The organism is Streptomyces cadmiisoli (assembly GCF_003261055.1).
In the GTDB taxonomy this organism is placed as follows: domain Bacteria; phylum Actinomycetota; class Actinomycetes; order Streptomycetales; family Streptomycetaceae; genus Streptomyces; species Streptomyces cadmiisoli.
In genome coordinates this window covers 3,847,450-3,870,449 of record NZ_CP030073.1, presented here as the reverse complement: position 1 = coordinate 3,870,449, position 23,000 = coordinate 3,847,450, and the positions used below count along the sequence as shown (strand labels likewise).

Sequence of the window (23,000 nt, the reverse complement as noted above, 5' to 3'; positions counted from 1 at the left end):
GATACCGACTGGCTCTGACAGGCCTTGAATCAAGTTGTCGGAGAGCGGTCGTCAGGCCACGGTGAGACCGTCACGGTGCGCCGCGGACCCGGCGCCGTTCCGCGCGGCTGCGTATTCGCCGTCGAGGGCCTGGCGTATCCCGGCCGCCACGGCGGGGTGCAGGGGCAGGGCCAGATGGCCGATACCGCTGACCCGCACGTTCTGTGCCAGCAGGTCGGGGTGGTCGACGCAGGCGCTCTCCAGCGGGTCCATGAGGTGGTCGAGGTCGCTCCAGAAACTCACGAACTGCGTACGGCAGCCGGGCGCCGGGCTGCTCAACTCCTCGATGACCGCCGAGCCGGGGCGCATCTGGCGCACTATGGGGTGCGCGTTCGCCAGCGGGGCCACTTTCGTGCCGGAGTGCGGGGTGCCCAGCGTGACGAGCGTGCGCACGCGGGTGTCGCCGCCCAGTCGCTGCACGTAGTAGCGCGCGATGAGGCCGCCCAGGCTGTGCCCGACGATGTCGACCTGCTCGCTGCCCGTGCGGTCGCAGATCTCCTCTATGTGCCGGCCCAGCAGCTTCGCCGCCGTGGCGATGTCGCAGGTCATGGGGGAGTAGTTCAGCGACTCGACGTGCTGCCTGCCGTGCTGGGACAGGGAACGGCGCAGCAGGACGAAGACGGAGCGGTTGTCGATGAAGCCGTGCAGGAGGACGACCGGTGGTTTGGTCTCCGTCGGCAGGTGTGCCGTGCCGTCCGTGCCGTCCTGGGAGGGGATCAGGGCGGCTGGGGACCGGCGCTCCTGGATGATGCCCGACGGGTAGAGGAGGAGGTGCCCCGCGAGGATCGCGACCTCGAGGGCGGCCGCCTTCAGGATGGCCAGGGAGAGTCCAGCCAAGCTGCTCGGGAGCAGACGCTGGCAGAGCGGAAAGGGCAGCAGCGCCCTGGTGACCTGTGTGACCTTCATGGCCGACCTCCTGTCGGCACGCGGGAGGACCACTTTGTTCCCCCGTGTGCGCCCGTGGAAGTCGCGGTGGAGGCGATGACTGGCGCGAGTGGGGTCTGCGGGCGGGGGCGCATCGTGCGCGTCCGGCGCTTCCTGCGCGGGGTGCGCGTCCTGCGCGAGCCGGTCCGGTTGGGTGGCGTCCTCGGCGCCGTCGGCGGTGGGTAGGACCTGCCCTGTGTGCCCTCTGTGCTGTTCTGCCCTTCGTTCCGGTCGATGCGCCGCTTCACCACGGCGCGCGGCCTGCGGCGTGGAGGTGCGGCGACCTCTTTGCGGCTCCCAGTGCGAGTGTCCCCCCGCAGCCCGTCCTCCGCTGGGTGCGCGGTGGGCCTCGGGAAACTCTGAACACTGCGCGGCGAATATGTCCCACTGTGTGATTTCCCCCTCGGTCTGCACCGCGAAACTGCCGGTTGCGGGATGCTGGAGATAACGTTCGTTCACTTCCCGGCTGGGTTCGGGGCCGGTTGCCTTCTCTTGGCGGGCACCGTGGTGTGCGGTACTTATCGGTACGGATGGATGTAATCGCTTCATGGAGGCAGTGATGGGTGTGGCAGCCGGTCCTATCCGCGTGGTGGTGGCGAAGCCGGGACTCGACGGCCACGATCGAGGGGCGAAGGTGATCGCCCGCGCGCTGCGGGACGCAGGCATGGAGGTCATCTACACCGGCCTGCATCAGACGCCCGAGCAGATCGTCGACACGGCGATCCAGGAGGATGCCGACGCCATCGGGCTGTCCATCCTCTCCGGCGCCCACAACACGCTGTTCTCCGCCGTGATCGACCTCCTCAAGGAGCGCGAAGCGGAGGACATCCTGGTCTTCGGCGGCGGGATCATCCCCGAGGACGACATCCCCCTGCTGAAGGAGAAGGGTGTCGCGGAGATCTTCACGCCGGGGGCGACGACCACGGCCATCGTGGAGTGGGTACGGGCGAACGTCCGCCAGGTCGCGAGCGCGTAGGCGTCCGGCGTCCGGCGCGTTCGGCTGATCGGGTCCATGTCCCGGGCGTTGGGCTGATGGGGTTCTTGTCCTGAGTGCTGGGCTGATGAGGTCCTTGTTCCAGGTCTTGGGCTGATCGGGTTCCTGTGTTCGGTGGTGGGCTGTTCGGGTCCTTGTCCTGGGTGTTGGGCTGTTCGGGTCCCTGGGCTGGGTGTTGGGCTGATGGGGTCGTTCTGTGGTGGGCGAGCTGAGTGGGTCACTGTCTTCGGTGGTGGGCTGTTCGGGGGACGGGATCCTCAGTTCGGGGCCGGGGCCGGGGCCGGGGCCGGGGCCGGGGCCGGGGGCTAGGGCTGGGACCGAGAGCCGAGGGTTGGGGAGGGCTGTGGTTGGGGACGGCCGGCCGTCGGTTGGGCGTGGTCGGTGCAGGGCGGCCGACCATCGGGTGACCGCGGTCGGGGCCGGGCGGCCGACCCACGGTTGACCGCGGTCGGTGCCGGGTGGCCAGGTGGCCGTGTTTCGGCTTCGCGTCGGTCAGTCGTGGGCGGGCGGGCTCTCCTCCCGCTCCACTCCCAGCTCCTGGGCCATGGCGGCACGCAGCCGCAGCGTGGTGACCAGGCGCTGGAAGGCCTCGGCCCAGTAGCCACCGGCGCCCGGTGACGCGTCCTGAGGTTCCTCCGGTACCGCCAGCAGTCCGTCCAGAGGATTGGCCGCCACCGGGTCCAGGCAGCGCTCGGCCAGCCCCATCACCCCACTGAAGCTCCACGGATAACTTCCCGCGTCCCGCGCGATGTTGAGCGCGTCCACGACCGCTTGCCCGAGCGGCGGTGCCCATGGCACCTGGCACACACCCAGTAGCTGAAACGCCTCGGACAGACCGTGCGTCGCGATGAATCCGGCGACCCACTCGGCGCGTTCGTCGGCTTCCAGGGTGCTCAGCAGCTTGGCCCGCTCGGCCAGCGACACCGCGCCGGGGCCGCCTGCCTCAGGTGCCGAGGGTGCTCCCAGCAGGGCCCGCGACCAGACGGCGTTCCGCTGCCGTACGGCTGCCCGGCACCATGCGGCGTGCAGTTCCCCCTGCCAGTCGTCGCCGACCGGCAGCGCCACGATGCCCTCCGGTGTCCGGTTGCCGAGCCGCGCGGGCCACGTCCCCAGGGGTGTCGCCTCCACCAACTGGCCGAACCACCAGGACCGCTCGCCCCGGCCGGCCGGGGGCTTGGCCGCGATGCCGTCCCGTTCCATCCCCGCGTCGCACTCGTGCGGCGCTTCCACCGTGATCGTCGGGGTGTCCCGGGTGTGGTCGACGGCCACGCAGGCCCAGGCGCGGGCCGCCATCCGGGAGGCGAGCGCCGAACCCGGCAGCGATGACAACAGCTCAGCGGCCGTGGCCCGGACGTTGCGGCTCCGGTCGGCCAGGGACTGCTCCAGGAAGGGCTCGTCCTCGTCACCGAGACCGTCCCGCAGCGAATCGAGGAACATCAGCCGGTCCTCGGCCCGTTCCGTCGCCCAGGTCGTGGCGAGCAGTTCGCGGGCTGCTCGGGGCGCGTCGGCGCGTATGGCCGCGAGGAGTGCGACGCGTTCGGCGAACAGGCCCTCCTGCCACAGCTCTCGCACCTTCTCGGTGTCGTCGAGGTGCGGCAGCGACGCTCCACCGCCCGGTGTCGCCCGCAGCGCGAACCGCCATTCGGGGTTGAGCCGGGCGAGCCACAGGGCACGGGGACCGGCGAAGGCCAGTGCCGACGGCCGCAGGTCCGTACGGCCCCGGGCCGCGTCCAACAGCGCCGGCAAGGTCTCCGGCGGTGCGGTGAAACCGCGGGCGTTCGCCGTGGCGAGCCATTGGGGCAGCAGTTCCACGAGGTCGGGTGCCGTGCCTCTGCGCCCACTGCCCGCGGTGGCGGGGCGGTCGGCCAGCAGCATCGCCAGTCGGCGGGCCGCCGGGGCGGGCAGCGAGGGGCGTGGGTCCTCGGGTGCCGGGTCGGGGCGCGGAGCCGATCGCGCCGGGATCAGGCCCGCACGTCGTCGTACGGTCTCCATGGCCGCGGCGTCCAGCAGCGCCGCGGGGGCGTCCCGGCCCGGCGCCACGCCCGGCGCCACGCCCGGCGCCACGCCTGGCGGCGTACGCCGGTCCGTACCGAGCAGCGCGGTGGTCACGAGCTCCTCCCAGGCGCCCGACGTGGGCGAGTCCGCGGGAGCGGAGGTCCTGTTCACGAGGGTCCTTTCGGGGGTGGTCTTTCGGGGCTGCCGGCGTGGGGTGGGTCGGGGTGGGAGGGGGACGGTTTCCGGTGTGCTGGGAGGGCGGCGTTCAGGACAGGTGGATCGGAATGCCCTCGCCGGCCGGCCAGGCAGTCAGCGGTGTGAAGCCCTGATGGCCGCACTCGCCGAAGACCTTGACGGGGGCTCCGCCCGAGAGCGCGACGAGTCGCCAGAGGCCGGGGCGTGAGCGGGCGGCGGGCGTCAGCGGGAGCGCAGCGTCCTCGTCGGCGTCCGACAGCTGCCAGGAGTCGCCGTCGGGCGTCGGTATGACCCGGTCCAGCGTCACCGGCACCGAGGTGAGCCACGGGTCGGTGCGGAGAGCCTCGCCGTAGGCGACGGCGGCACGGGTCGTCGTCACTCCCGGTGGACGTACCGCGGTCGGGGCGGCCGTCGCGAACTGCTCGCCGAGGGCCGCGCGCCGTTGGCCCGCACCCGGGTAGGGCAGCAGATCCGCCTCCAGGGCGAGGCCCACCGGCAGGGCGAGTTCGGGAGCGCGGCCGGCCGCGCCATAGGAAAGAAGGAGAGCCGTGCGGCCGGAGTCTGAGCCGTACAGCCAGATCCGGCGGGTCGTCAGGCGGGCGTCCGCCACGTCGTACTGGGCGAGGACCAGCCAGCGGTCCCGCACCGGTGGGCCCTGTGCCGACGTGGGCAGGCCGACCCGGGAACCGACCGTGGCCGCGAGCTCCTCGGGAAGCTCGTCACGGCGCAGCCAGCCCTGGTCGAGGAGGTGGAGCAGGGCGCACTCCTCCAGCAGCCGCACCGGCCAGCCGGGACCGGACGCCGGGATGGCACCCAGCTCCCGCACCCGAGCCGCCAGCCCGGGTGCCTGGGCGTCGACCATGCGGGCCGCGGTCTCCTCCCACAGCCCGTATCCCGCGTGCTCGGCCGTGGCCAGGCCGCTGCGCAACAGGTCGGTCAGACGCTGCTCCAGCTCCGTCGCGCCCGCGGTGATCCGCTCGGCCCGGCGCTCCGCCCTGCGCCGCGCGGCCTCCGGATCCGCCGAACCGGCCGGGGAACCGTCCGCGCCCGCCGCACGCTTTTCCGCGGAACGCTTCCGTCTCCCCTCTGTCCACTGCTCCGCCCAGTCCGGCGCCGTGCCTGACGCCACCGCGGCGTCCCCGCTCGCCCAGAGCAGCAGCAGCCCGAGTGCGTGCTTGCACGGGAACTTGCGGCTCGGACAGGTGCACTTGTAGGCGGGACCCGACGCGTCCGCGATGTCGACGACCGTCCGATACGGCTTGCTGCCGCTGCCCTTGCACAGCCCCCACACCGTCCCCTCGTCAGAACTGCCCCCCTCGGACCACGGCCCCGCCGCGCCGAGTTTGCTTCCCGCTTTGCGTGACGCGGTGTCAGGCGCCAGTGCCAGCACCTGGTCCGCCGTCCAGCGCGCCCCCTGCTGAGTCATGACATCGAAGGTAGATCCCACCACTGACAATCGACCTCGTGTGGACATTTCCGCAGGTCAGACCGCATTGTCAGTGGCGTGGTGCACCGTTGTGGGCAGATCAGAACCGGCCGAGCTGGAGGGGGACTCAGCCATGTCTGTGTCCGCAGAACCGACGTCCGTCGACCCGAGCCAGAACGGGTCCGCGCCCGCGAACCCGGGTGCGGACACCCTCATCACCGCGGGCGCGGACGCGCACGCATCCGCATCCGCGGCGGAAGTGCTACGCGCGCACGCCGAGGACGCCTTCGCGGACGAACTCGCCGCCCTGGCCGCACAGGACGACCGGCCGCGGCCGGCCCGCTGGAAGCTGTCGCCGTGGGCCGTGGCGACCTATCTGCTCGGCGGCACACTGCCCGACGGCACGGTCATCACACCGAAGTACGTCGGCCCGCGCCGCATCGTCGAGGTCGCCGTCACCACCCTCGCGACCGACCGCGCCCTGCTCCTGCTCGGCGTGCCGGGCACCGCGAAGACCTGGGTCTCCGAGCACCTGGCCGCGGCGGTCAGCGGCGACTCCACCCTCCTGGTGCAGGGCACGGCCGGCACACCGGAGGAGGCGATCCGGTACGGATGGAACTACGCGCAGCTGCTGGCCCACGGCCCGAGCCGCGACGCGCTGGTGCCGAGCCCCGTCATGCGGGCGATGGCCGAGGGGATGACGGCGCGCGTCGAGGAGCTGACCCGCATCCCGGCCGACGTGCAGGACACGCTGATCACGATCCTGTCGGAGAAGACGCTGCCGATACCGGAGTTGGGCCAGGAGGTGCAGGCGGTCCGCGGGTTCAACCTGATCGCCACGGCCAACGACCGGGACCGCGGGGTCAACGACCTCTCCAGTGCCCTGCGCCGCCGCTTCAACACCGTGGTGCTCCCGCTACCGGAGAGCGTCGATGCCGAGGTCGACATCGTCTCGCGCCGGGTCGACCAGATCGGCCGCTCCCTGGATCTGCCGGCCGTGCCCGACGGCATCGACGAGATCCGCCGCGTCGTGACCGTCTTCCGGGAGCTGCGCGACGGAGTCACGGCCGACGGGCGCACGAAGGTGAAGTCGCCGAGCGGCACCCTGTCCACGGCCGAGGCGATCTCCGTCGTCACCAACGGCCTCGCGCTGGCGGCGCACTTCGGTGACGGCGTGCTGCGAGCCGGCGACGTGGCCGCGGGCATCCTCGGCGCGGTCGTGCGAGACCCCGCGGCCGACCGGGTCGTCTGGCAGGAGTACTTGGAGGCGGTCGTCCGGGAGCGCGACGGCTGGAAGGACTTCTACCGGGCCTGCCGTGAGGTGAGCTCGTGACGGACGAGGGGGGTCTCGCGCACGGGAGTCGGACGGAGAGAGGACAGGCCGTGGTGACGGGGGGAGTGAGGGCAGTGGGCGAGGACGACCTGGGGTGGCCGCGCAGGCGAGGGGGACGGCGTGACGGGCGCTGAGGAGTCCCGAGCCGGGCGACTCGCCGCGGAGCCGTTGCTCCTCGGCGTCCGGCACCACGGCCCGGGATCGGCCCGTGCCGTGCGGGCGGCACTGGACGCGGCTCTGCCAAGAGTGGTGCTGATCGAGGGGCCGCCCGAGGCCGACGCGCTGATCGGGCTGGCCGCCGAGGAGGACATGCGGCCACCGGTCGCCCTTCTCGCGCACGCGGTGGACGAACCGGGCCGTTCGGCCTTCTGGCCGCTGGCGGAGTTCTCGCCCGAGTGGGTGGCGATCCGCTGGGCCCTGGAGCACGACGTTCCCGCTCGCTTCATCGATCTGCCGGCCACACACACGCTGGTGTGGGACGGAGAGTCCGAGACGGGTCCGGTGATCAACGGCCCGGCCGGGGACGCCCCCGAGGCGGAGACGCAGACGCAGACGGAGGCGGAGGCGGAGGCGGAGGCGGAGGCGGAGGCGGGGACCGAGGCGGAAGGGGACAGGGCTGAAGCGGCGGGTGGCGCCGGGAGCCCGGCCGATGAAGTGGACGTCCGGGTCGATCCGCTCGCCGTGCTCGCCGGCACCGCGGGGTACGACGACCCCGAGCGATGGTGGGAGGACGTCGTCGAGCACCGAGGGCCGGGGGAGAAGGACGCGTTCGCACCGTTCGGCGTGCTGGAGGAGGCCATGACCGCCCTGCGCGAGGTGTACGGGAGCGGCGGCCACGACCGCGACCTGGTGCGCGAGGCGTACATGCGGCTCCAGATCCGCGCCGCACGGCGGGAGTTCGAGAGCGGCGTGGCCGTGGTCTGCGGTGCGTGGCACGTGCCGGCGCTGCGGCAGAGGACCACCGTCACCGCTGACCGGAGCCTGGTGAAGGGGCTGCCCAAGGTCAAGGTCGACATGACCTGGGTGCCGTGGACCAACCGCAGGCTGGCCCGGGCCAGCGGATACGGCGCGGGCATCGACTCGCCGGGGTGGTACGGGCATCTGTTCGCCGCCCCGGACCGCCCGGTGGCGCGCTGGATGACCAAGGTCGCGGGGCTGCTTCGCGAAGAGGACCGGATCGTCTCCTCGGCGCATGTCATCGAGGCGGTGCGGCTGGCCGAGACGCTCGCCGTGATGCGCGGACGGCCGCTCGCCGGTCTCGGCGAGACCACCGACGCGGTGCGGGCGGTGATGTGCGAGGGCTCGGACGTGCCGCTGGCCCTGGTGCACGACCGGCTGGTCGTGGGGGACGTACTGGGCGAGGTGCCGGAGGCGGCACCGGCGGTGCCGTTGCAGCGCGACCTCACCCGGCTCCAGCGGCGGCTCCGGCTCAAACCGGAGGCGTTGGAGCGGGAGCTGGAGCTCGACCTGCGCAAGGAGACGGACGCCGGGCGCAGTCGGCTGCTGCACCGGCTGCGGCTGCTGGGCATCGCCTGGGGGGAGCCGGTGGCCTCACGCGGCAGCACGGGAACCTTCCGGGAGACATGGCGGCTGCGCTGGGAGCCGGAGTTGTCCGTCCGGGTCGCGGAGGCCGGAGTGTGGGGGACGACCGTGCTCGCCGCGGCGACCGCCAGGGCGGAGACCGAGGCCACCTCGGCGCAGGGCCTGGCCGAGGTCACCGGGCTCGCCGAACGCTGCCTGCTGGCCGAACTGCCCGACGCCCTCCCGGCGGTGATGCGGATCCTCGCCGACCGCGCGGCACTCGACACGGACGTCGGCCACCTCGCCCAGGCGCTGCCGGCCCTGGTCCGGTCACTGCGCTACGGCGATGTGCGCGGCACCGACACCTCGGCGCTGACCGGCGTCGCCGCCGGCCTCGCCGAGCGGATCTTCGTCGGTCTGCCCCCGGCCTGCGCGGCGCTCGACACGGACGCGGCCCAGGAGATACGTGACCATGTGGACGCGGTGCACGGCGCGGTGGGGATGCTCGACGAGACCGTCCGCCCCGGACGTGCCTCGGCACACGGCGGCGGCCTTCGCGACCGCTGGCACCGGGTGCTCGGAATCCTGTCGGCGCGGGACACGGTTCCCGGAGTCATCCAGGGGCGTGCGGTGCGGCTGCTGCTGGACGACGGGGAACTGGCCCAGGACGAGGCGGCCCGGCTGATGGGGCTCGCCCTTTCCGCCGGTACACCACCCGCGGACTCCGCCGCGTGGATCGAGGGTTTCGTCGGCGGAGGCGGCGGGATGCTGCTGATCCACGACGAGCGGCTGCTCGCGCTGGTCGACGGCTGGCTGACCGGCGTGTCCACCGAGGCGTTCACGGATGTGCTGCCGCTACTGCGGCGCACCTTCTCGGCCTACGAACCGGGCGTGCGCAGAACGCTCGGCGAGCTGGTGCGGCGCGGTCCGGGACAGCGGGGGAGCACGACGGCCCCGGGAGCCGGCGCACCCGGGTTCGGTCCGGACCTCGACGCGGAGCGCGCGGCGGGTGTGGAGCCGGTGGTGCGGCTGCTGTTGGGACTGGACGCGCCGGGAGCGGGCGAGGGCGCCGGGCTGGTGGGGGTGGCGGGATGAGCGGGCGAGTCGGAGACAGCGGGAGCGGGACGGACGTGCCGGCCCACCGGGGAGAGTGCACGGGGGAGGAGGACGCATGACGACGCAGACCACAGCCGGGGCCGAGCCGGACGACGCCGCCCGGGAGCGGCTGCGCCGCTGGCGGCTGGTGCTCGGCGGTGAGGCGGCGGACGGCACGGGGTGCGCGCTCGGCGGGCGGGACGCCGCGATGGACGGGACGCTCGCCGCGCTCTACGGAAAGGGGGACAAACCGAGGACGGGGAAAGACCGTTCGGCGGGGCTCGGGGCGTCGGCGCCGGCCGTGGCCCGTTGGCTGGGGGACATCCGCACCTACTTCCCGTCGTCCGTCGTGCAGGTCATGCAGCGCGACGCCATCGACCGGCTCGGGCTGTCCGCCCTGCTGCTGGAGCCGGAGATGCTGGAGGCGGTGGAAGCGGACGTCCACCTCGTCGGCACGCTGCTGTCCCTGAACAAGGCGATGCCGGAGACGACGAAGGAGACGGCCCGAGCAGTCGTGCGCAAGGTCGTCGAGGACCTGGAGAAGCGGCTGGCGACCCGCACCCGGGCCACCCTGACCGGAGCCCTCGACCGCAGCGCCCGCGTGAACCGGCCGCGCCACCAAGACATCGACTGGAACCGTACGATCGCGGCCAACCTCAAGCACTACCTCCCCGAGTACCGCACCGTCGTGCCCGAGCGGCTCATCGGCTACGGGCGGGCGTCGCAGTCGGTGAAGAAGGAGGTCGTCCTCTGCATCGACCAGTCCGGCTCGATGGCGGCTTCGGTCGTGTACGCCTCCGTGTTCGGAGCGGTGCTGGCGTCCATGCGGTCGATCAGCACCCGGCTCGTCGTCTTCGACACGGCGGTCGTCGACCTCACCGACCAGCTCGACGACCCGGTCGACGTCCTCTTCGGTACCCAACTCGGTGGCGGCACCGACATCAACCGGGCCCTGGCGTACTGCCAGTCGCAGATCACCCGGCCCGCCGAGACGGTTGTCGTGCTGATCAGCGACCTCTACGAGGGAGGGATACGCAACGAGATGCTGAGGCGGGTCGCGGCGATGAAGGCGTCCGGGGTGCAGTTCGTGACCCTGCTCGCGCTGTCGGACGAGGGGGCGCCGGCGTACGACCGCGAGCACGCGGCGGCGCTCGCGGAACTGGGCGCACCGGCGTTCGCCTGTACGCCCGACCTCTTCCCGGACGTGATGGCGGCGGCCATCGAGAAGCGTCCCCTTCCGATACCGGACACCGCATGACGACCGGGGAGCACCGGGTGGGTTCGCCCTGAAAGGGGATATGACTACCCATCGGTAACGGAGGGCTTGCGCAACCTCGGGACTCCCGTGCGAGGATCGAACCCTTGTCCATGGCGCGAATGGCCCAACTCGCCCGTACCGCGCCGGACACAACCTGATTCGTTCCCTCGCACGGAGGACCCTTCCCGTCTTGATCTGGTCGGCTGCTCTGTCCGGTGCCGCTGTGCGTGTGCTGCGCGCGGCGGCCGGCCGTGGCGCGCTCCAGCTGGCACTGCTGGTGGGCGGCTTGTTCGCCCTCGGCGTGCTGTACGGCGAGCAGGCGGGGGCAGCCGAGGGCATTGCCGGCGCGGGACGGGTGACCTCACCGGTCTCGGCGATCGTGACGGCCACGGTCGGTGCGACGGGGGGCGCGGGAGCGACGGATGCGGACGGGCGTGAGGACGACGCCGACCGTGTGAGGTCGAGCGACCCCACGTCACCGGGTGACCTCGCGACGCCGGGTGGCCTGGCCGAGTCGGCTGGCCTTGCGACACTGACTGACCTTGCTGAGCCGGTTGCCCTCTCGACGCCGGGTGACTTCGCCGAGCCGGCTGACCGTGCCACGGGATCCTCGCCGGAGTCGGCAGGGCATCCCCGGGACGGTGCTCCGCAAAACCGGAGCGGTGTCGGTGGGCGCGTGGAGCAGGTTGTGCGCCCGGTGACCGGGCGGGCTGTTTCGGCGGGCGTCCAGCCTCTCGTCGGGTCGCTCGGCGCGTCCGTAGACGAGCGGGTCGTGCGGCCGGTCGGTGACGTGGTGGAGACCGTGACCGAGGGGTTGGCGCGGGCCGGAGCGGAGACGCCCGAGCCGCTGCTGCCGCTGCCGATCCCCGGTCTGTCGGAGTCACCCACCCTGCCCGTCCTGCCGAACCTGCCCGGCGCCGCCGAGCCGTCCGATCCCACACCCGCGCTCCCGGTCCTGCCCGAGCTCCCGGGGCAGATCCTTCCGCTGCCTGTCGGCGGGGAGTCCGGGCCGGGAACAGTGGTGCAGACGTCGCCGTCCGCTGACGTCGGTTTGGCGGGGCATGGCGGTACGGCGCGGGCGGGTACTGGTCACGGGCCGCGTCTCGGCAAGTCCACCGGCGAGGCGGGGCGGGTCACGTCTCAGGGCGACGGGCGGCAGGCGCACGTCGGCGACGAATACGCGGCCGTGCGTCATGCGCCGGGCGGTCATGGTGACGGAGTGCTGGGCAACCGTTCGGCGTCGGACAACGGCACGTCACGGCACTTCGACGGGCACGCCGTCGCCGTGAACCCGCGGGCGCCGCTGTCGCTCGTCGCGGGTGCCGTCGAGGGCGTCGAGGTGGACGGGACGAAGGACCGCCACCGGGACATTCCCGTTTTCCCCGGGTAGGGCAGGCACTTTCCCGGCGCGGCCTTCCGTGCGGGGGCACAGCAGGACGGCCCGGCGAGGGCACCCGCTCCGGCCACGGCACCTGCTCTGGCGCGGCACCCGCTCTGGTGCGGTGCACCCGCTGCCCCGCCCACGGCACCCGCCCCGGCCGGCCGCAGGGCCACCACCCCGCCGACGGCACGCGCCGCGGCCACCGCGTCGGCCCCGACCGGCCGCACCGCCACCCCGCCGCCCACCGCACGCGCCGCGCCGACGGGACCCGCCCGCCGACGGGACCCGCCCCGCCCACGGCACCCGCCGCGGTCCCGGCACCCGCGCTCCCGCCGGAGGCACAGCCGACGGACGCCAGTCCCGCCCGCCGCACACCTGCCGGAGGCGCAGCCCCCGCTCACCGCACACCCACCGGAGAGACAGCCCCCGCCGACCGCCCACCCACCGAAGACACAGCCCCCGCGCGAGGCGCACCCCCCAACCCACCGCACACAGCCCCCGCCGGAGGCGCACCCCCCAACCCACCGCACACAGCCCTCGCCGGGGGCACCCCCCAACCCACCGCACACCCACCGCAGCGCCGCAGCCCCCAGCGTCGCTGCTCCGCAGCCCCGCTTTCGTCGCCGCGGCCGACCGGGTCACCGGGGTCGTGGTGCTGAGAACTCCGCAGGACCCCACCCCTCGGGGCGGCCGAAATCCATCGGTCCTCCGGGTGGTCGGAAGCCTGCGGTAACGGTCCGGCGGTCCCCATTGGGGTGGGGATCGCCGGACCGAGCCGCCGGAGCCCGCGCGTACAGCGGGCTCCCGGGGGTGTCGAAGGGGCCTCACCGGGTCAACCCCAGCCCGGTGAGGCCCTGCCCCGCGCCGTTCGGAGGGCACGCCGTGCCAGGGAACGCGGCATCATGTGACAGGTATCACCGCTCAGGTGTGACCCGCGATTTAGAGACCCCCCGGAAGCGGGGATAACCTGCGAGACGGACATGCCGCGCGCTCGGACACCGTGTGCGCATCCCTTGTGACACATGCGGTCGTCACGTTGCCCTTCGCGGCACGCCCACGCATCCAACGAACCGCGAGATCACTGATAGGGACGGAAGCGCGTGGACCTGTTCGAGTACCAGGCGAGGGACCTCTTCGCCAAGCACGATGTACCGGTGCTGGCCGGTGAAGTCATCGACACGCCTGAGGCGGCGCGCGAGATCACCGAGCGTCTGGGCGGCAAGTCCGTCGTCAAGGCGCAGGTGAAGGTCGGTGGCCGTGGCAAGGCCGGTGGCGTGAAGCTCGCCGCCACCCCGGACGAGGCCGTGGCGCGCGCGACGGACATTCTCGGCATGGACATCAAGGGCCACACGGTCCACAAGGTCATGATCGCCGAGACGGCTCCGGAGATCGTCGAGGAGTACTACGTCTCCTTCCTCCTCGACCGCGCCAACCGCACCTTCCTCTCCATCGCGTCCGTCGAGGGCGGCATGGACATCGAGGAGGTGGCCGCCACTCGCCCGGAGGCCGTCGCCAAGACCGCCATCGACCCGATCGACGGTGTGGACGAGGCCAAGGCCCGCGAGATCGTCGAGGCCGCCAAGTTCCCGGCCGAGGTCGCGGACAAGGTGGTGAACGTCCTCGTCAAGCTGTGGGACACCTTCCTCAAGTCGGACGCCCTCCTGGTCGAGGTGAACCCGCTGGCCAAGGTCGCCTCCGGTGAGGTCCTGGCCCTCGACGGCAAGGTGTCGCTGGACGACAACGCCGAGTTCCGTCACCCCGAGTACGAGGAGCTCCACGACAAGGCCGCGGCCAACCCGCTCGAGGCCGCCGCCAAGGAGAAGAACCTCAACTACGTCAAGCTCGACGGCGAGGTCGGCATCATCGGCAACGGCGCGGGTCTCGTGATGAGCACCCTGGACGTCGTCGCGTACGCCGGTGAGAAGCACGGCAACGTCAAGCCGGCCAACTTCCTGGACATCGGCGGTGGCGCCTCCGCCCAGGTCATGGCCAACGGTCTGGAGATCATCCTCGGCGACCCGGACGTCCGGTCCGTCTTCGTCAACGTCTTCGGCGGCATCACCGCCTGCGACGAGGTCGCCAACGGCATCGTCCAGGCCCTGAAGCTCCTGGAGGACCGCGGCGAGGAAGTCACCAAGCCGCTCGTCGTCCGTCTCGACGGCAACAACGCCGAGCTCGGCCGGCAGATCCTCACCGAGGCCAACCACCCGTTGGTCCAGCGCGTCGACACCATGGACGGCGCGGCCGACAAGGCCGCCGAGCTGGCCGCAGCCGCCAAGTAAGCACCGAGGACGAGGACATCAACACACCATGGCTATCTGGCTCAACAAGGACAGCAAGGTCATCGTCCAGGGCATGACCGGTGCCACCGGCATGAAGCACACCAAGCTCATGCTCGGTGACGGCACGAACGTCGTGGGCGGCGTGAACCCGCGCAAGGCGGGTCAGACCGTGGACTTCGACGGCACCGAGGTACCTGTCTTCGGCACCGTCAAGGAGGCCATCGAGAAGACCGGCGCCAACGTCTCCGTCATCTTCGTACCGGAGAAGTTCACCAAGGACGCCGTCGTCGAGGCGATCGACGCCGAGATCCCGCTCGCCGTCGTGATCACCGAGGGCATCGCCGTGCACGACACGGCCGCCTTCTGGGCGTACGCCGGCAAGAAGGGCAACAAGACCCGCATCATCGGCCCGAACTGCCCCGGCATCATCACCCCGGGCCAGTCCAACGTCGGCATCATCCCGGGCGACATCACGAAGCCGGGCCGTATCGGCCTGGTCTCGAAGTCCGGCACGCTGACGTACCAGATGATGTACGAGCTGCGTGACATCGGCTTCTCCACCTCCGTCGGCATCGGTGGCGACCCGATCATCGGTACGACGCACATCGACGCGCTCGCCGCGTTCCAGGCCGACCCCGACACCGACCTGATCGTGATGATCGGTGAGATCGGTGGCGACGCCGAGGAGCGGGCCGCGGCGTTCATCAAGGAGAACGTGACCAAGCCGGTCGTCGGCTACGTCGCGGGCTTCACCGCCCCCGAGGGCAAGACGATGGGCCACGCGGGCGCGATCGTCTCCGGCTCCTCCGGCACGGCGCAGGCGAAGAAGGAGGCCCTCGAGGCCGCCGGCGTGAAGGTCGGCAAGACGCCGACCGAGACCGCGAAGCTCGCGCGCGAGATCCTGGCCGGCTGAGTTCGGCCGATCCGATCGCTGGTGGGCCCGCTCCCCGGGTGGGGGCGGGCCCACCGTCGTTCACACCGGCGGGGCGGGCCCACCGCCGCACACGCCCGCCGGGGCACCCCGCCGATCCGGCACCCTGGCGGCTCGGCACCCCGCCGATCCGGCACCCTGGCGGCTCGGCACCCCGGCGGCTCGGCACCCCGCCGCTCCGGCACCCCGGCAGCCCGTCGCTCCGGCACGCCCCCGCTCCGGTGCGCCCCCGGCTCGGAGCGCCCCGGCCTCATCTCGGCTGCGGTACGAGTCTCTCCGGACCGCTGGCCGTCTCCTCTCGCAGTGCCTTCCGCAGCTTCAGCTGGTCCTCCGACAGCGGTCCCGGTGCCGCCCGCGGCGGTACTCCGCGGACCGTCTCGCCCGGTGCCACCGGCGGCTCGTACTGCGTCGGGGCGGTGCGCAGGGTCAGGGCCGTCACCCCGATGAGGGTGACCGTGAAGGCGATGGCCGCCCGGGTCCACAGCCGGGCGCGGCGTTCGCTGTCGCTGCGCACCGCGAGCGGTTTGGGCGCCCGCAGCCGTTCCGCGGTGGCCAGCCGGGACAGGCGGCGGTGCATTTCGCCCGGGTCGGACAGCTCCGGCAGGCGCTCGGCGACCGCCTGGCGCGCGTTCAGCAGCCGGTTCGCCGTCGCCGGGGTGCTCGCCTCCGTCTCCGCCGCGGTCTCGGGCAGGTCGAGACCCACGCCGTCGTAGAGCAGCAGGGTGCGGCGGTGCGGTGGGGACAGTTCCAGGAGCACGTTCAGCAGGGTGCGGTCGTAGGCGTCGGAGGGCGGCGCCTCGGGGTGGCGGTAGCGCGGGCGGAACCGGTGCCAGGGGGAGAGGGCGTACTCGTAGGCCGCGGCCCGCACCCAGCCGGTCGGATCGCGGTCGACGGCCACTTCGGGCCACCGCTGCCACGCCAGTTGGAACGCCCGCTCGACCGACTCGCGGGCCAGTTCGCGCCGGCCGGTGAGGACGTAGGTCTGGCGTACGAGGCCGGGGGCGCAGAACGCGTAGAGGGCGTCGAAGGCCTGAGTGGGAGTCAGGACGGTCTCGGACGGAACGAGGTCGGGCACGTCGGGTCCGAACTCCATCCCCGCCTCCCCCACCCCCTCCGGCGCGGGGCCGGACGTGAGGGCGGCGGGGGTGGGGGGCAGTTCGGCCGTGTCGTCGGGATCGGCAGTGGCGGCGTCGGCGGTACCGGCGGTGCCGGCGAACGAGCTGCCGGCTGAGGATCTGCCGGCGGCGGATCTGCCGACGGAGGATCTGCCGGCGGAGGATCTGCCGGCGGAGGGACTGCCGTGACCTGCCGTCACATCGGCTCTCCGCGCGGCGGCTTCGGCGGCCGTCCTCAGCTCGCGCAGCAACTGCGCGTACGCCTCATGTCTCCGGCCGCGCGGGTCGGCGCGGCCGGTCTCCCACGCCCGCACCTTCCGCGGGGTGACCCCGAGGCGCTCCGCCAGCTGAGCCTCTGTCAGCGAGCGGGACTCACGCAGACGTCGGCGCTCCTCGGGCGGGGGAAGCGGGTTTCCAGGGCTCTGCTTCACAGGGCGCCCCTTCGCGTGAAAAAGAACATAAACACATATTGGGCGACACATCCGAGCTTCGCCTGTTACGCGGATAAAGCGCGTGTCGTTGGGAGCATGACGGTCGTGACCCAGATGACGGACCACCACTCATCGCCCCTGTCGCCGCTGCTCACCCGGATGCGTGGCCGTTCGCCCGGTCTGGGAGCCAGCCTGCTGGGGGGCGCGGTCGCGGCCGGGCTGGGGTTCGGCTCGTTCGCCGTGCTGGTGATGGTGCTCTGGATCAGTTCGCCGTATCCGGACAGCGGTCCCGGGGGAGCGCTGCACATCGCAGCGGGCCTGTGGCTGCTGGCGCACGGCGCGGAACTCGTCCGGCCCGACACGCTCTCCGGTGTTCCCGCACCGGTCGGCATCACTCCGTTGCTGCTGTTCGCGCTGCCCGTATGGCTGCTGCACCGGGCGGCGCGGGACGCGGTGGACGGCGAGGTGGAGGGCGGCCCGCTGGTCGGCGGGAGCACGGCGTGGGCGGGTGTGGTGCTGGGATACCTCGCTGTCGGGGGAGCGGTGGCGGGCTACGCGGCCGGGGGCGGCGCGCTGCGCCCCGACTGGCTGTGGACGGCGCTGTGCCCGCCGGTGATCACCATGGTGGCGGCGGCCACCGGGGTGTGGGCGGCGTACGGGCGACCGCGTGGTCCGGTGAACGGCGTGCTGATCCTGCTGCCGCGCCGGCTGCGCCCGCTGGTGCGCGGCACCAGGGTCCAGGAACGGATCGCCTATCCGGCACGGGCGGGCGCGGCCGGGGCCGCCGTGCTCGTCGGCGGTGGGGCGTTGCTGGTCGCGGTGTCGCTGGTGTGGCACGGCGGGGCGGCCCGCGACGCCTTCGCGCAGCTGACGGAGGGGTGGTCGGGGCGGTTCGCGGTGCTGCTGCTGTGCCTGGCGCTCGTACCGAACGCTGCGGTGTGGGCCGCGGCGTACGCCCTCGGCCCCGGTTTCGCGCTCGGCGTCGGGCATACGGCGGGACCGCTGTCCGGCGACCCGGTTCCGGAACTGCCGCCGTTCCCGCTGCTCGCGGCGGTGCCGGGGACGGGGCCGGGAACGGCGCTGAGCTGGGCGGCCGCCGCGGTGCCCGTGGCGGCCGGGATGACGATCGGGTGGTTCACCGCCAGGGCCGCTGCCAAGGGAGCCGAGTCCGACGACGATGTGCCCTGGGGGGCCGGCGGGGTGAACGGCGGGACCGGAAGCACGCGGGGATCCGTTCCGTGGACCGGGCGGCCGGGCGGCGACGCCGGACGGGCGGCGCGGGCCGGGACGGGGCGGCGCCGGGAGCCGTGGTCGTCGGGGCGGACAGCGGGCGCGGCCGGGCTCGCGGCCGTGTGGTGCGCCGCGGGACTCGCGGTGCTCGCCGGACTGGCGGGCGGTCCCCTCGGGGTGACGGTGCTCACCCGGTTCGGACCGGTGTGGTGGCAGGTGGGAGCGGCGGCGCTGGTGTGGATGGCGGTCGTGGCGGTCCCGACGGCGCTGGCCGCGCGGGCGTTGCTGTGCCGGCGCCGGGAACGGCGGGCGACGGCGGCCGTCGGCCGGCAGCGGGAAGCGCCGGCGTCGGATGCGGGAACGGCCGCGGCCTCGCGGGCCGTGGTGGCCGCGCCCGGTACGGCGGAGGACGCCGGAGCCGAGACGGCGGATGGCGAGCAGCCCTCGGCCCAAGCGCTGGAGTCGGCCGAGGCGCAGGAGGACGCAAGCCCCGCGACGGACTCCGAGGCGGAGAACGAGGAGACCGGTTCGGCCGGGTCGGCGCCGACCGGAAAGTCCCAGACCGGGTCGCCCGGGGAGGCCGAGGCCGCGGTGGACGGCGGCGCATACGGCGGCGGCACGGAGTTGGGCGGTTCCGATGGTGATGCCCGGTCATCGGACCCGACGGCCCGTACCGACGCCGCAGACTCACCCGCCGCCCGCTCGCGGCCCGAAGAGGACGCGGCGGACGGAGTGGACGGAGTGGACGGACTGGGAGGAGGCGGCGGAGCGGACCGCACGGACGCGGAGGCCGACGGTCCGGCAGCGACGCCGAAGCGAGCGACGGTGGAGCGCGCCTCTGACCCGGGTCCCGATCCCGATGGCACCGGCCCCGATCCCGGCCACGACCGTGCCCCCCGCCCCGACGAGGACCCCCTCATCGACAGGGACCCCCGCCCCGACAAGGCGAACGTCAGCTTGAAAGCACCGGATTCCGGCCACGTAGTGGGAAGCCCGCGGACGGAGGCGCCGCATCCCCCCGCGCCCGCCCCGGACTCTCCGTCACCCCGCAAGCCGAAGGCGAATCCGTCACCCTCGGCAGCCGGAGCCGGAGCCGGAGCCGGAGCCGGAGCCGGAGCCGGAGCCGGAGCCGCCCCCCACGCCGCCGCATCGGCCGCGCCCGCCGCGCCCCGCACGCCTGACCCCGCCCCGCGCCTGCGTCGCCTCTGGCGACCCCGCAAGGGTGACGAGAACGGTCCCGACCGCCGGTCGGACTCCCCGGGCAACGCGCCCCACCGGACCTCGGACGGCGCGTACGACCCCAGCGGCGACGACTACGACCTGCTGCCCGTCGAACCCTCGACGCCCTGGCAGGACGACGCCCGCGAGGCCCGCTGGGCGGCGCTGAAGAAGGCGTCGGGGCAGGCCGGGAGCGAGCCGGACGACTCGTGAGACCGGCTCCCGGGAACCGCGGTCCTAGGCGTTGGCCCCCAGCACGCTCCGCAGCCCGTCCGGCAGCAGTTGGCTGCAGGCTTGCCGGGCCTCGTTCGTGAGGGCGTCGTTGGTGCACGTGTAGTAGTCGCGGTACACGAACTGCGCGGTGAAGGTAGCCGCCACGAGCATGATCGCCAGGGACGCGGTCACCAGACCGCTGACCGCGGCGGTCGTCTGGGGGCGCCCCGTGGCCGAGTTCGCGGCGGCAGGGGTGTCGGGGTCGGGGGTGCGGGACTTGGTGCGCAGGGCGCTGATGCCCCAGTACAGGGACAGCGCGCCCAGCAGCAGGGCCACGTACGGCCAGCTGAAGAGGGCGAAGAAGAACGCCCACATACCGGACAGCAGGGCGTAGCGCGCCCGGCGCTGCGCGGGGTCCGTCGGATCCCAGCGCACTCCGCCGCGGCCCGGACCGCCGCCCTGGCCCTCGGGGCCGCCGCCGGGCCGGTCGCCGAAACCGCCGCCGGAGGAGCGGCCGGGCTGCCGGTCGCTCCACTGGCTGCCCCACAGCGGACGGCCGCCCCCGCCCCGAGAGCCGGAGGAGCCCTGCGAGTCGGAGGAGTCCCCGCCGTCGCCGGCCGGGCGGCGCGGCTGCCAGGGCCGGTCCGGGGCGCCCTCGGGCGGCGGCGCGAACGGATTGTCGTCCGGCGTGGACCCGCCCCGCCGGTCGCCGTCGCCGTTCGACGGCGCGTCGGGTGGCGTCGGGGGGCGCTCCCGCAGCAGCACGCCGGTGCGCTCCCCTCCCGGTGCCGACTGCGGAGGGAGCATGAGGAGTCGCAGGCTGCGGTCCGACATCAAGTGAGCGTCTTCCCCTTGGTGAATACGACTGGTGAATACGGCTGGTGGGCACTGCTGGCGGTCACGGCGTGCTGACGGGGCGTGCGGATCCGACGTGCCGAACACGACCGCTCCGGTGCGAGCCGTCCTCTCGTGAACGCGCCACCGCACGTCCGCGTTCCCGAGCCCGCTCGTCCCAGACGCTACCTTCCGGCCACGCCCCCGTCCCGTGGGGGCCGCCCGGTGTGCCGGTATCGTTGCTGACGGTCGGCCGCTTCGTAGACTTCCCCGTATCCCGGGGCGCGAAGCATTCGTACGACCGTACAAACGCTTCCCCGAGAAAGGGCCCCACCGTGGCCGCCAAGCCCGTGGCCAAGCGCCTTGTCGTGCTGGTCTCCGGATCCGGCACCAATCTCCAGGCGCTGCTCGACGCCATCGCCGCCGCCGGTGCCGAGACCTACGGAGCCGAGATCGTGGCCGTCGGAGCCGACCGCGCCGGTGTCGAGGGGCTGGCGCGGGCCGAGCGCGCCGGGCTGCCCACGTTCGTGTGCCGGGTGAAGGATCACGCCACCCGCGAGGAGTGGGACCACGCCCTCGCCGAGGCCGTCGCCGCGTACGAGCCCGATCTGGTCGTCTCCGCGGGGTTCATGAAGATCGTGGGCAAGGAGTTCCTCGCCCGGTTCGGCGGGCGCTTCGTGAACACGCATCCCGCCCTGCTGCCCAGTTTTCCCGGCGCCCACGGTGTCCGCGACGCGCTCGCGTACGGCGCCAAGGTCACCGGCTGCACCGTCCACTTCGTCGACGACGGCGTCGACACCGGCCCGATCATCGCCCAGGGCGTGGTCGAGGTCCGGGACGAGGACGACGAGAGTGCGCTGCACGAGCGCATCAAGGAAGTCGAGCGAAGGCTGCTCGTCGAGGTCGTGGGGCTGCTCGCCCGCAACGGCTATCGCATTGAGGGACGAAAGGTAGTTATCCAGTGACCGCCGAGAGCAACAAGCGGGCCATTCGACGGGCGCTCGTCAGCGTCTACGACAAGACCGGGCTGGAGGAGCTGGCCCGTGGCCTGGACGAGGCGGGCGTGGAACTCGTCTCCACCGGGTCCACCGCCGCCCGTATCGCCGCCGCCGGCGTCCCCGTCACCAAGGTCGAGGAGCTGACGGGCTTCCCCGAGTGCCTGGACGGCCGGGTCAAGACCCTGCACCCCAAGGTGCACGCGGGCATCCTCGCCGACCTGCGGCTGGAGGACCACCAGCGGCAGCTGGCCGAGCTCGGTGTCGAGCCGTTCGACCTCGTGGTCGTCAACCTCTACCCGTTCCGTGAGACCGTCGCCTCCGGCGCCTCGCCCGACGAGTGCGTCGAGCAGATCGACATCGGCGGCCCGTCCATGGTCCGCGCCGCCGCCAAGAACCACCCGTCCGTCGCGGTCGTGACCAGCCCCGCACGGTACGGCGACGTGCTCGCCGCGGTCCGCAACGGCGGCTTCGACCTCACCACCCGCAAGCGGCTCGCGGCGGAGGCGTTCCAGCACACGGCGGCGTACGACGTGGCCGTCGCGAGCTGGTTCGCCGGCGACTACGCCCCCGTCGACGACAGCGGCTTCCCCGACTTCCTCGGCGCCACCTGGGAGCGCAAGAACACCCTGCGCTACGGCGAGAACCCGCACCAGCCGGCCGCCCTGTACGTCGACGGCACCGGGTCCGGCCTGGCCGAGGCCGAGCAGCTGCACGGCAAGGAGATGTCGTACAACAACTTCACGGACACGGACGCCGCCCGCCGTGCCGCGTACGACCACGACGAGCCGTGCGTCGCGATCATCAAGCACGCCAACCCCTGCGGCATCGCGATCGGCGCGGACGTCGCCGATGCGCACCGCAAGGCGCACGCCTGCGACCCGCTGTCCGCGTTCGGCGGTGTGATCGCGGTGAACCGCCCGGTCAGCAAGGAGATGGCCGAGCAGGTCGCCGAGATCTTCACCGAGGTCATCGTCGCGCCGGACTACGAGGACGGCGCGCTGGAGGCGCTCGCCAAGAAGAAGAACATCCGCGTGCTCAGGGCGCCCAACGGCCCGGCCGACCCGGTCGAGGTCAAGCCGATCGACGGCGGTGCCCTGCTCCAGGCCGCCGACCGCCTCCAGGCCGACGGGGACGACCCCGCCCACTGGACCCTGGCGACCGGTGAGGCACTGAGCGACGGGGAACTGCGCGAGCTGGCCTTCGCCTGGCGGGCGTGCCGGGCCGTGAAGTCCAACGCGATCCTGCTGGCCAAGGACGGCGCCTCGGTCGGCGTGGGCATGGGCCAGGTCAACCGGGTCGACTCCGCGAAGCTGGCGGTCGAGCGGGCTGGTGCCGAGCGCGCCGAGGGCTCGTTCGCCGCCTCGGACGCGTTCTTCCCGTTCCCCGACGGGCTGGAGATCCTCACCGAGGCCGGTGTGCGGGCCGTGGTCCAGCCGGGCGGTTCGGTCCGTGACGAGCAGGTCGTCGAGGCGGCGCGGAAGGCCGGCGTCACGATGTACTTCACCGGTACGCGCCACTTCTTCCACTGACACCGGCGCGGCACCCACGCGGCCTCCGGCCCTCCCCCGAGGGGGCCGGAGGCCGCGG

15 protein-coding genes and 1 pseudogene are annotated in these 23,000 nt (G+C 73.0%); 11 read left to right on the top strand and 5 right to left on the bottom strand.

The genetic code is table 11. The features are described 5' to 3' along the window. Window positions 1-51 precede the first annotated feature (51 nt). The gene (locus tag DN051_RS16390) at window positions 52-945 is read right to left on the bottom strand and encodes an esterase/lipase family protein (RefSeq protein WP_112438984.1); all 894 of its coding nucleotides are present in this window, start codon (window positions 943-945) and stop codon (window positions 52-54) included. A 75-nt stretch (window positions 946-1,020) separates the two neighbouring features. Between DN051_RS16390 and DN051_RS47275 the strand changes: the two genes are divergently transcribed. Together DN051_RS47275 and icmB are read left to right on the top strand one after the other, a co-directional pair. Continuing rightward, window positions 1,021-1,149 (top strand): hypothetical protein, encoded by a 129-nt coding sequence (locus DN051_RS47275; protein WP_267890880.1) that lies wholly within the window; start codon window positions 1,021-1,023, stop codon window positions 1,147-1,149. 373 nt (window positions 1,150-1,522) lie between these two features. After that, a complete protein-coding gene (gene icmB / locus DN051_RS16385) occupies window positions 1,523-1,939 on the top strand; it encodes a coenzyme B12-dependent isobutyryl CoA mutase small subunit (protein ID WP_112438983.1) in 417 nt (138 codons plus the stop codon). 510 nt (window positions 1,940-2,449) lie between these two features. Here icmB and DN051_RS16380 read toward each other — a convergent pair. Together DN051_RS16380 and DN051_RS16375 are read right to left on the bottom strand one after the other, a co-directional pair. Next, window positions 2,450-4,123 (bottom strand): DUF5691 domain-containing protein, encoded by a 1,674-nt coding sequence (locus DN051_RS16380; RefSeq protein ID WP_112438982.1) that lies wholly within the window; start codon window positions 4,121-4,123, stop codon window positions 2,450-2,452. Between the two features lie 94 nt (window positions 4,124-4,217). Continuing rightward, window positions 4,218-5,573 carry an SWIM zinc finger family protein gene (locus tag DN051_RS16375; RefSeq protein ID WP_112438981.1) on the bottom strand — a complete coding sequence of 452 codons (1,356 nt, stop codon included), beginning with the start codon at window positions 5,571-5,573 and terminating at the stop codon, window positions 4,218-4,220. A 133-nt stretch (window positions 5,574-5,706) separates the two neighbouring features. Between DN051_RS16375 and DN051_RS16370 the strand changes: the two genes are divergently transcribed. From DN051_RS16370 to sucD, 6 genes are all read left to right on the top strand, one after another. Then, window positions 5,707-6,906 carry an ATP-binding protein gene (locus DN051_RS16370; protein WP_112438980.1) on the top strand — a complete coding sequence of 400 codons (1,200 nt, stop codon included), beginning with the start codon at window positions 5,707-5,709 and terminating at the stop codon, window positions 6,904-6,906. Window positions 6,907-7,026: 120 nt separating this feature from the next. After that, complete coding sequence (locus DN051_RS16365; RefSeq protein ID WP_112438979.1) at window positions 7,027-9,522, top strand: DUF5682 family protein; 2,496 nt, start codon at window positions 7,027-7,029, stop codon at window positions 9,520-9,522. Window positions 9,523-9,598: 76 nt separating this feature from the next. Then, the gene (locus tag DN051_RS16360; protein WP_112438978.1) at window positions 9,599-10,780 is read left to right on the top strand and encodes a vWA domain-containing protein; all 1,182 of its coding nucleotides are present in this window, start codon (window positions 9,599-9,601) and stop codon (window positions 10,778-10,780) included. A gap of 676 nt (window positions 10,781-11,456) precedes the next feature. After that, a complete protein-coding gene (locus DN051_RS45080; RefSeq protein ID WP_162624945.1) occupies window positions 11,457-12,170 on the top strand; it encodes a hypothetical protein in 714 nt (237 codons plus the stop codon). Between the two features lie 1,091 nt (window positions 12,171-13,261). Next, entirely contained in the window at window positions 13,262-14,443 is a 1,182-nt protein-coding gene (gene sucC / locus DN051_RS16350; protein WP_053760043.1) for an ADP-forming succinate--CoA ligase subunit beta, read from the top strand. Window positions 14,444-14,471: 28 nt separating this feature from the next. Next, entirely contained in the window at window positions 14,472-15,356 is an 885-nt protein-coding gene (sucD, locus tag DN051_RS16345) for a succinate--CoA ligase subunit alpha (RefSeq protein WP_053760044.1), read from the top strand. A 268-nt stretch (window positions 15,357-15,624) separates the two neighbouring features. On the opposite strand, the gene DN051_RS16340 is transcribed toward sucD, so the two are convergent. Further along, window positions 15,625-16,920 carry a transcriptional regulator gene (locus DN051_RS16340; RefSeq protein ID WP_199314941.1) on the bottom strand — a complete coding sequence of 432 codons (1,296 nt, stop codon included), beginning with the start codon at window positions 16,918-16,920 and terminating at the stop codon, window positions 15,625-15,627. 96 nt (window positions 16,921-17,016) lie between these two features. Here DN051_RS16340 and DN051_RS47795 point away from each other — a divergent pair. Then, window positions 17,017-18,444: pseudogene (locus DN051_RS47795) on the top strand (cell division protein PerM); the annotation flags it as partial. A gap of 1,161 nt (window positions 18,445-19,605) precedes the next feature. Here DN051_RS47795 and DN051_RS16330 read toward each other — a convergent pair. After that, window positions 19,606-20,415, bottom strand: coding sequence for a hypothetical protein (locus DN051_RS16330; RefSeq protein ID WP_053760047.1), 810 nt, complete (start codon window positions 20,413-20,415; stop codon window positions 19,606-19,608). Window positions 20,416-20,750: 335 nt separating this feature from the next. Between DN051_RS16330 and purN the strand changes: the two genes are divergently transcribed. Together purN and purH are read left to right on the top strand one after the other, a co-directional pair. Then, a complete protein-coding gene (gene purN / locus DN051_RS16325; protein ID WP_112438975.1) occupies window positions 20,751-21,380 on the top strand; it encodes a phosphoribosylglycinamide formyltransferase in 630 nt (209 codons plus the stop codon). Next, entirely contained in the window at window positions 21,377-22,942 is a 1,566-nt protein-coding gene (purH, locus tag DN051_RS16320; RefSeq protein ID WP_112438974.1) for a bifunctional phosphoribosylaminoimidazolecarboxamide formyltransferase/IMP cyclohydrolase, read from the top strand. The genes purN and purH overlap by 4 nt, the downstream gene beginning before the upstream one ends. Window positions 22,943-23,000 lie beyond the last annotated feature (58 nt).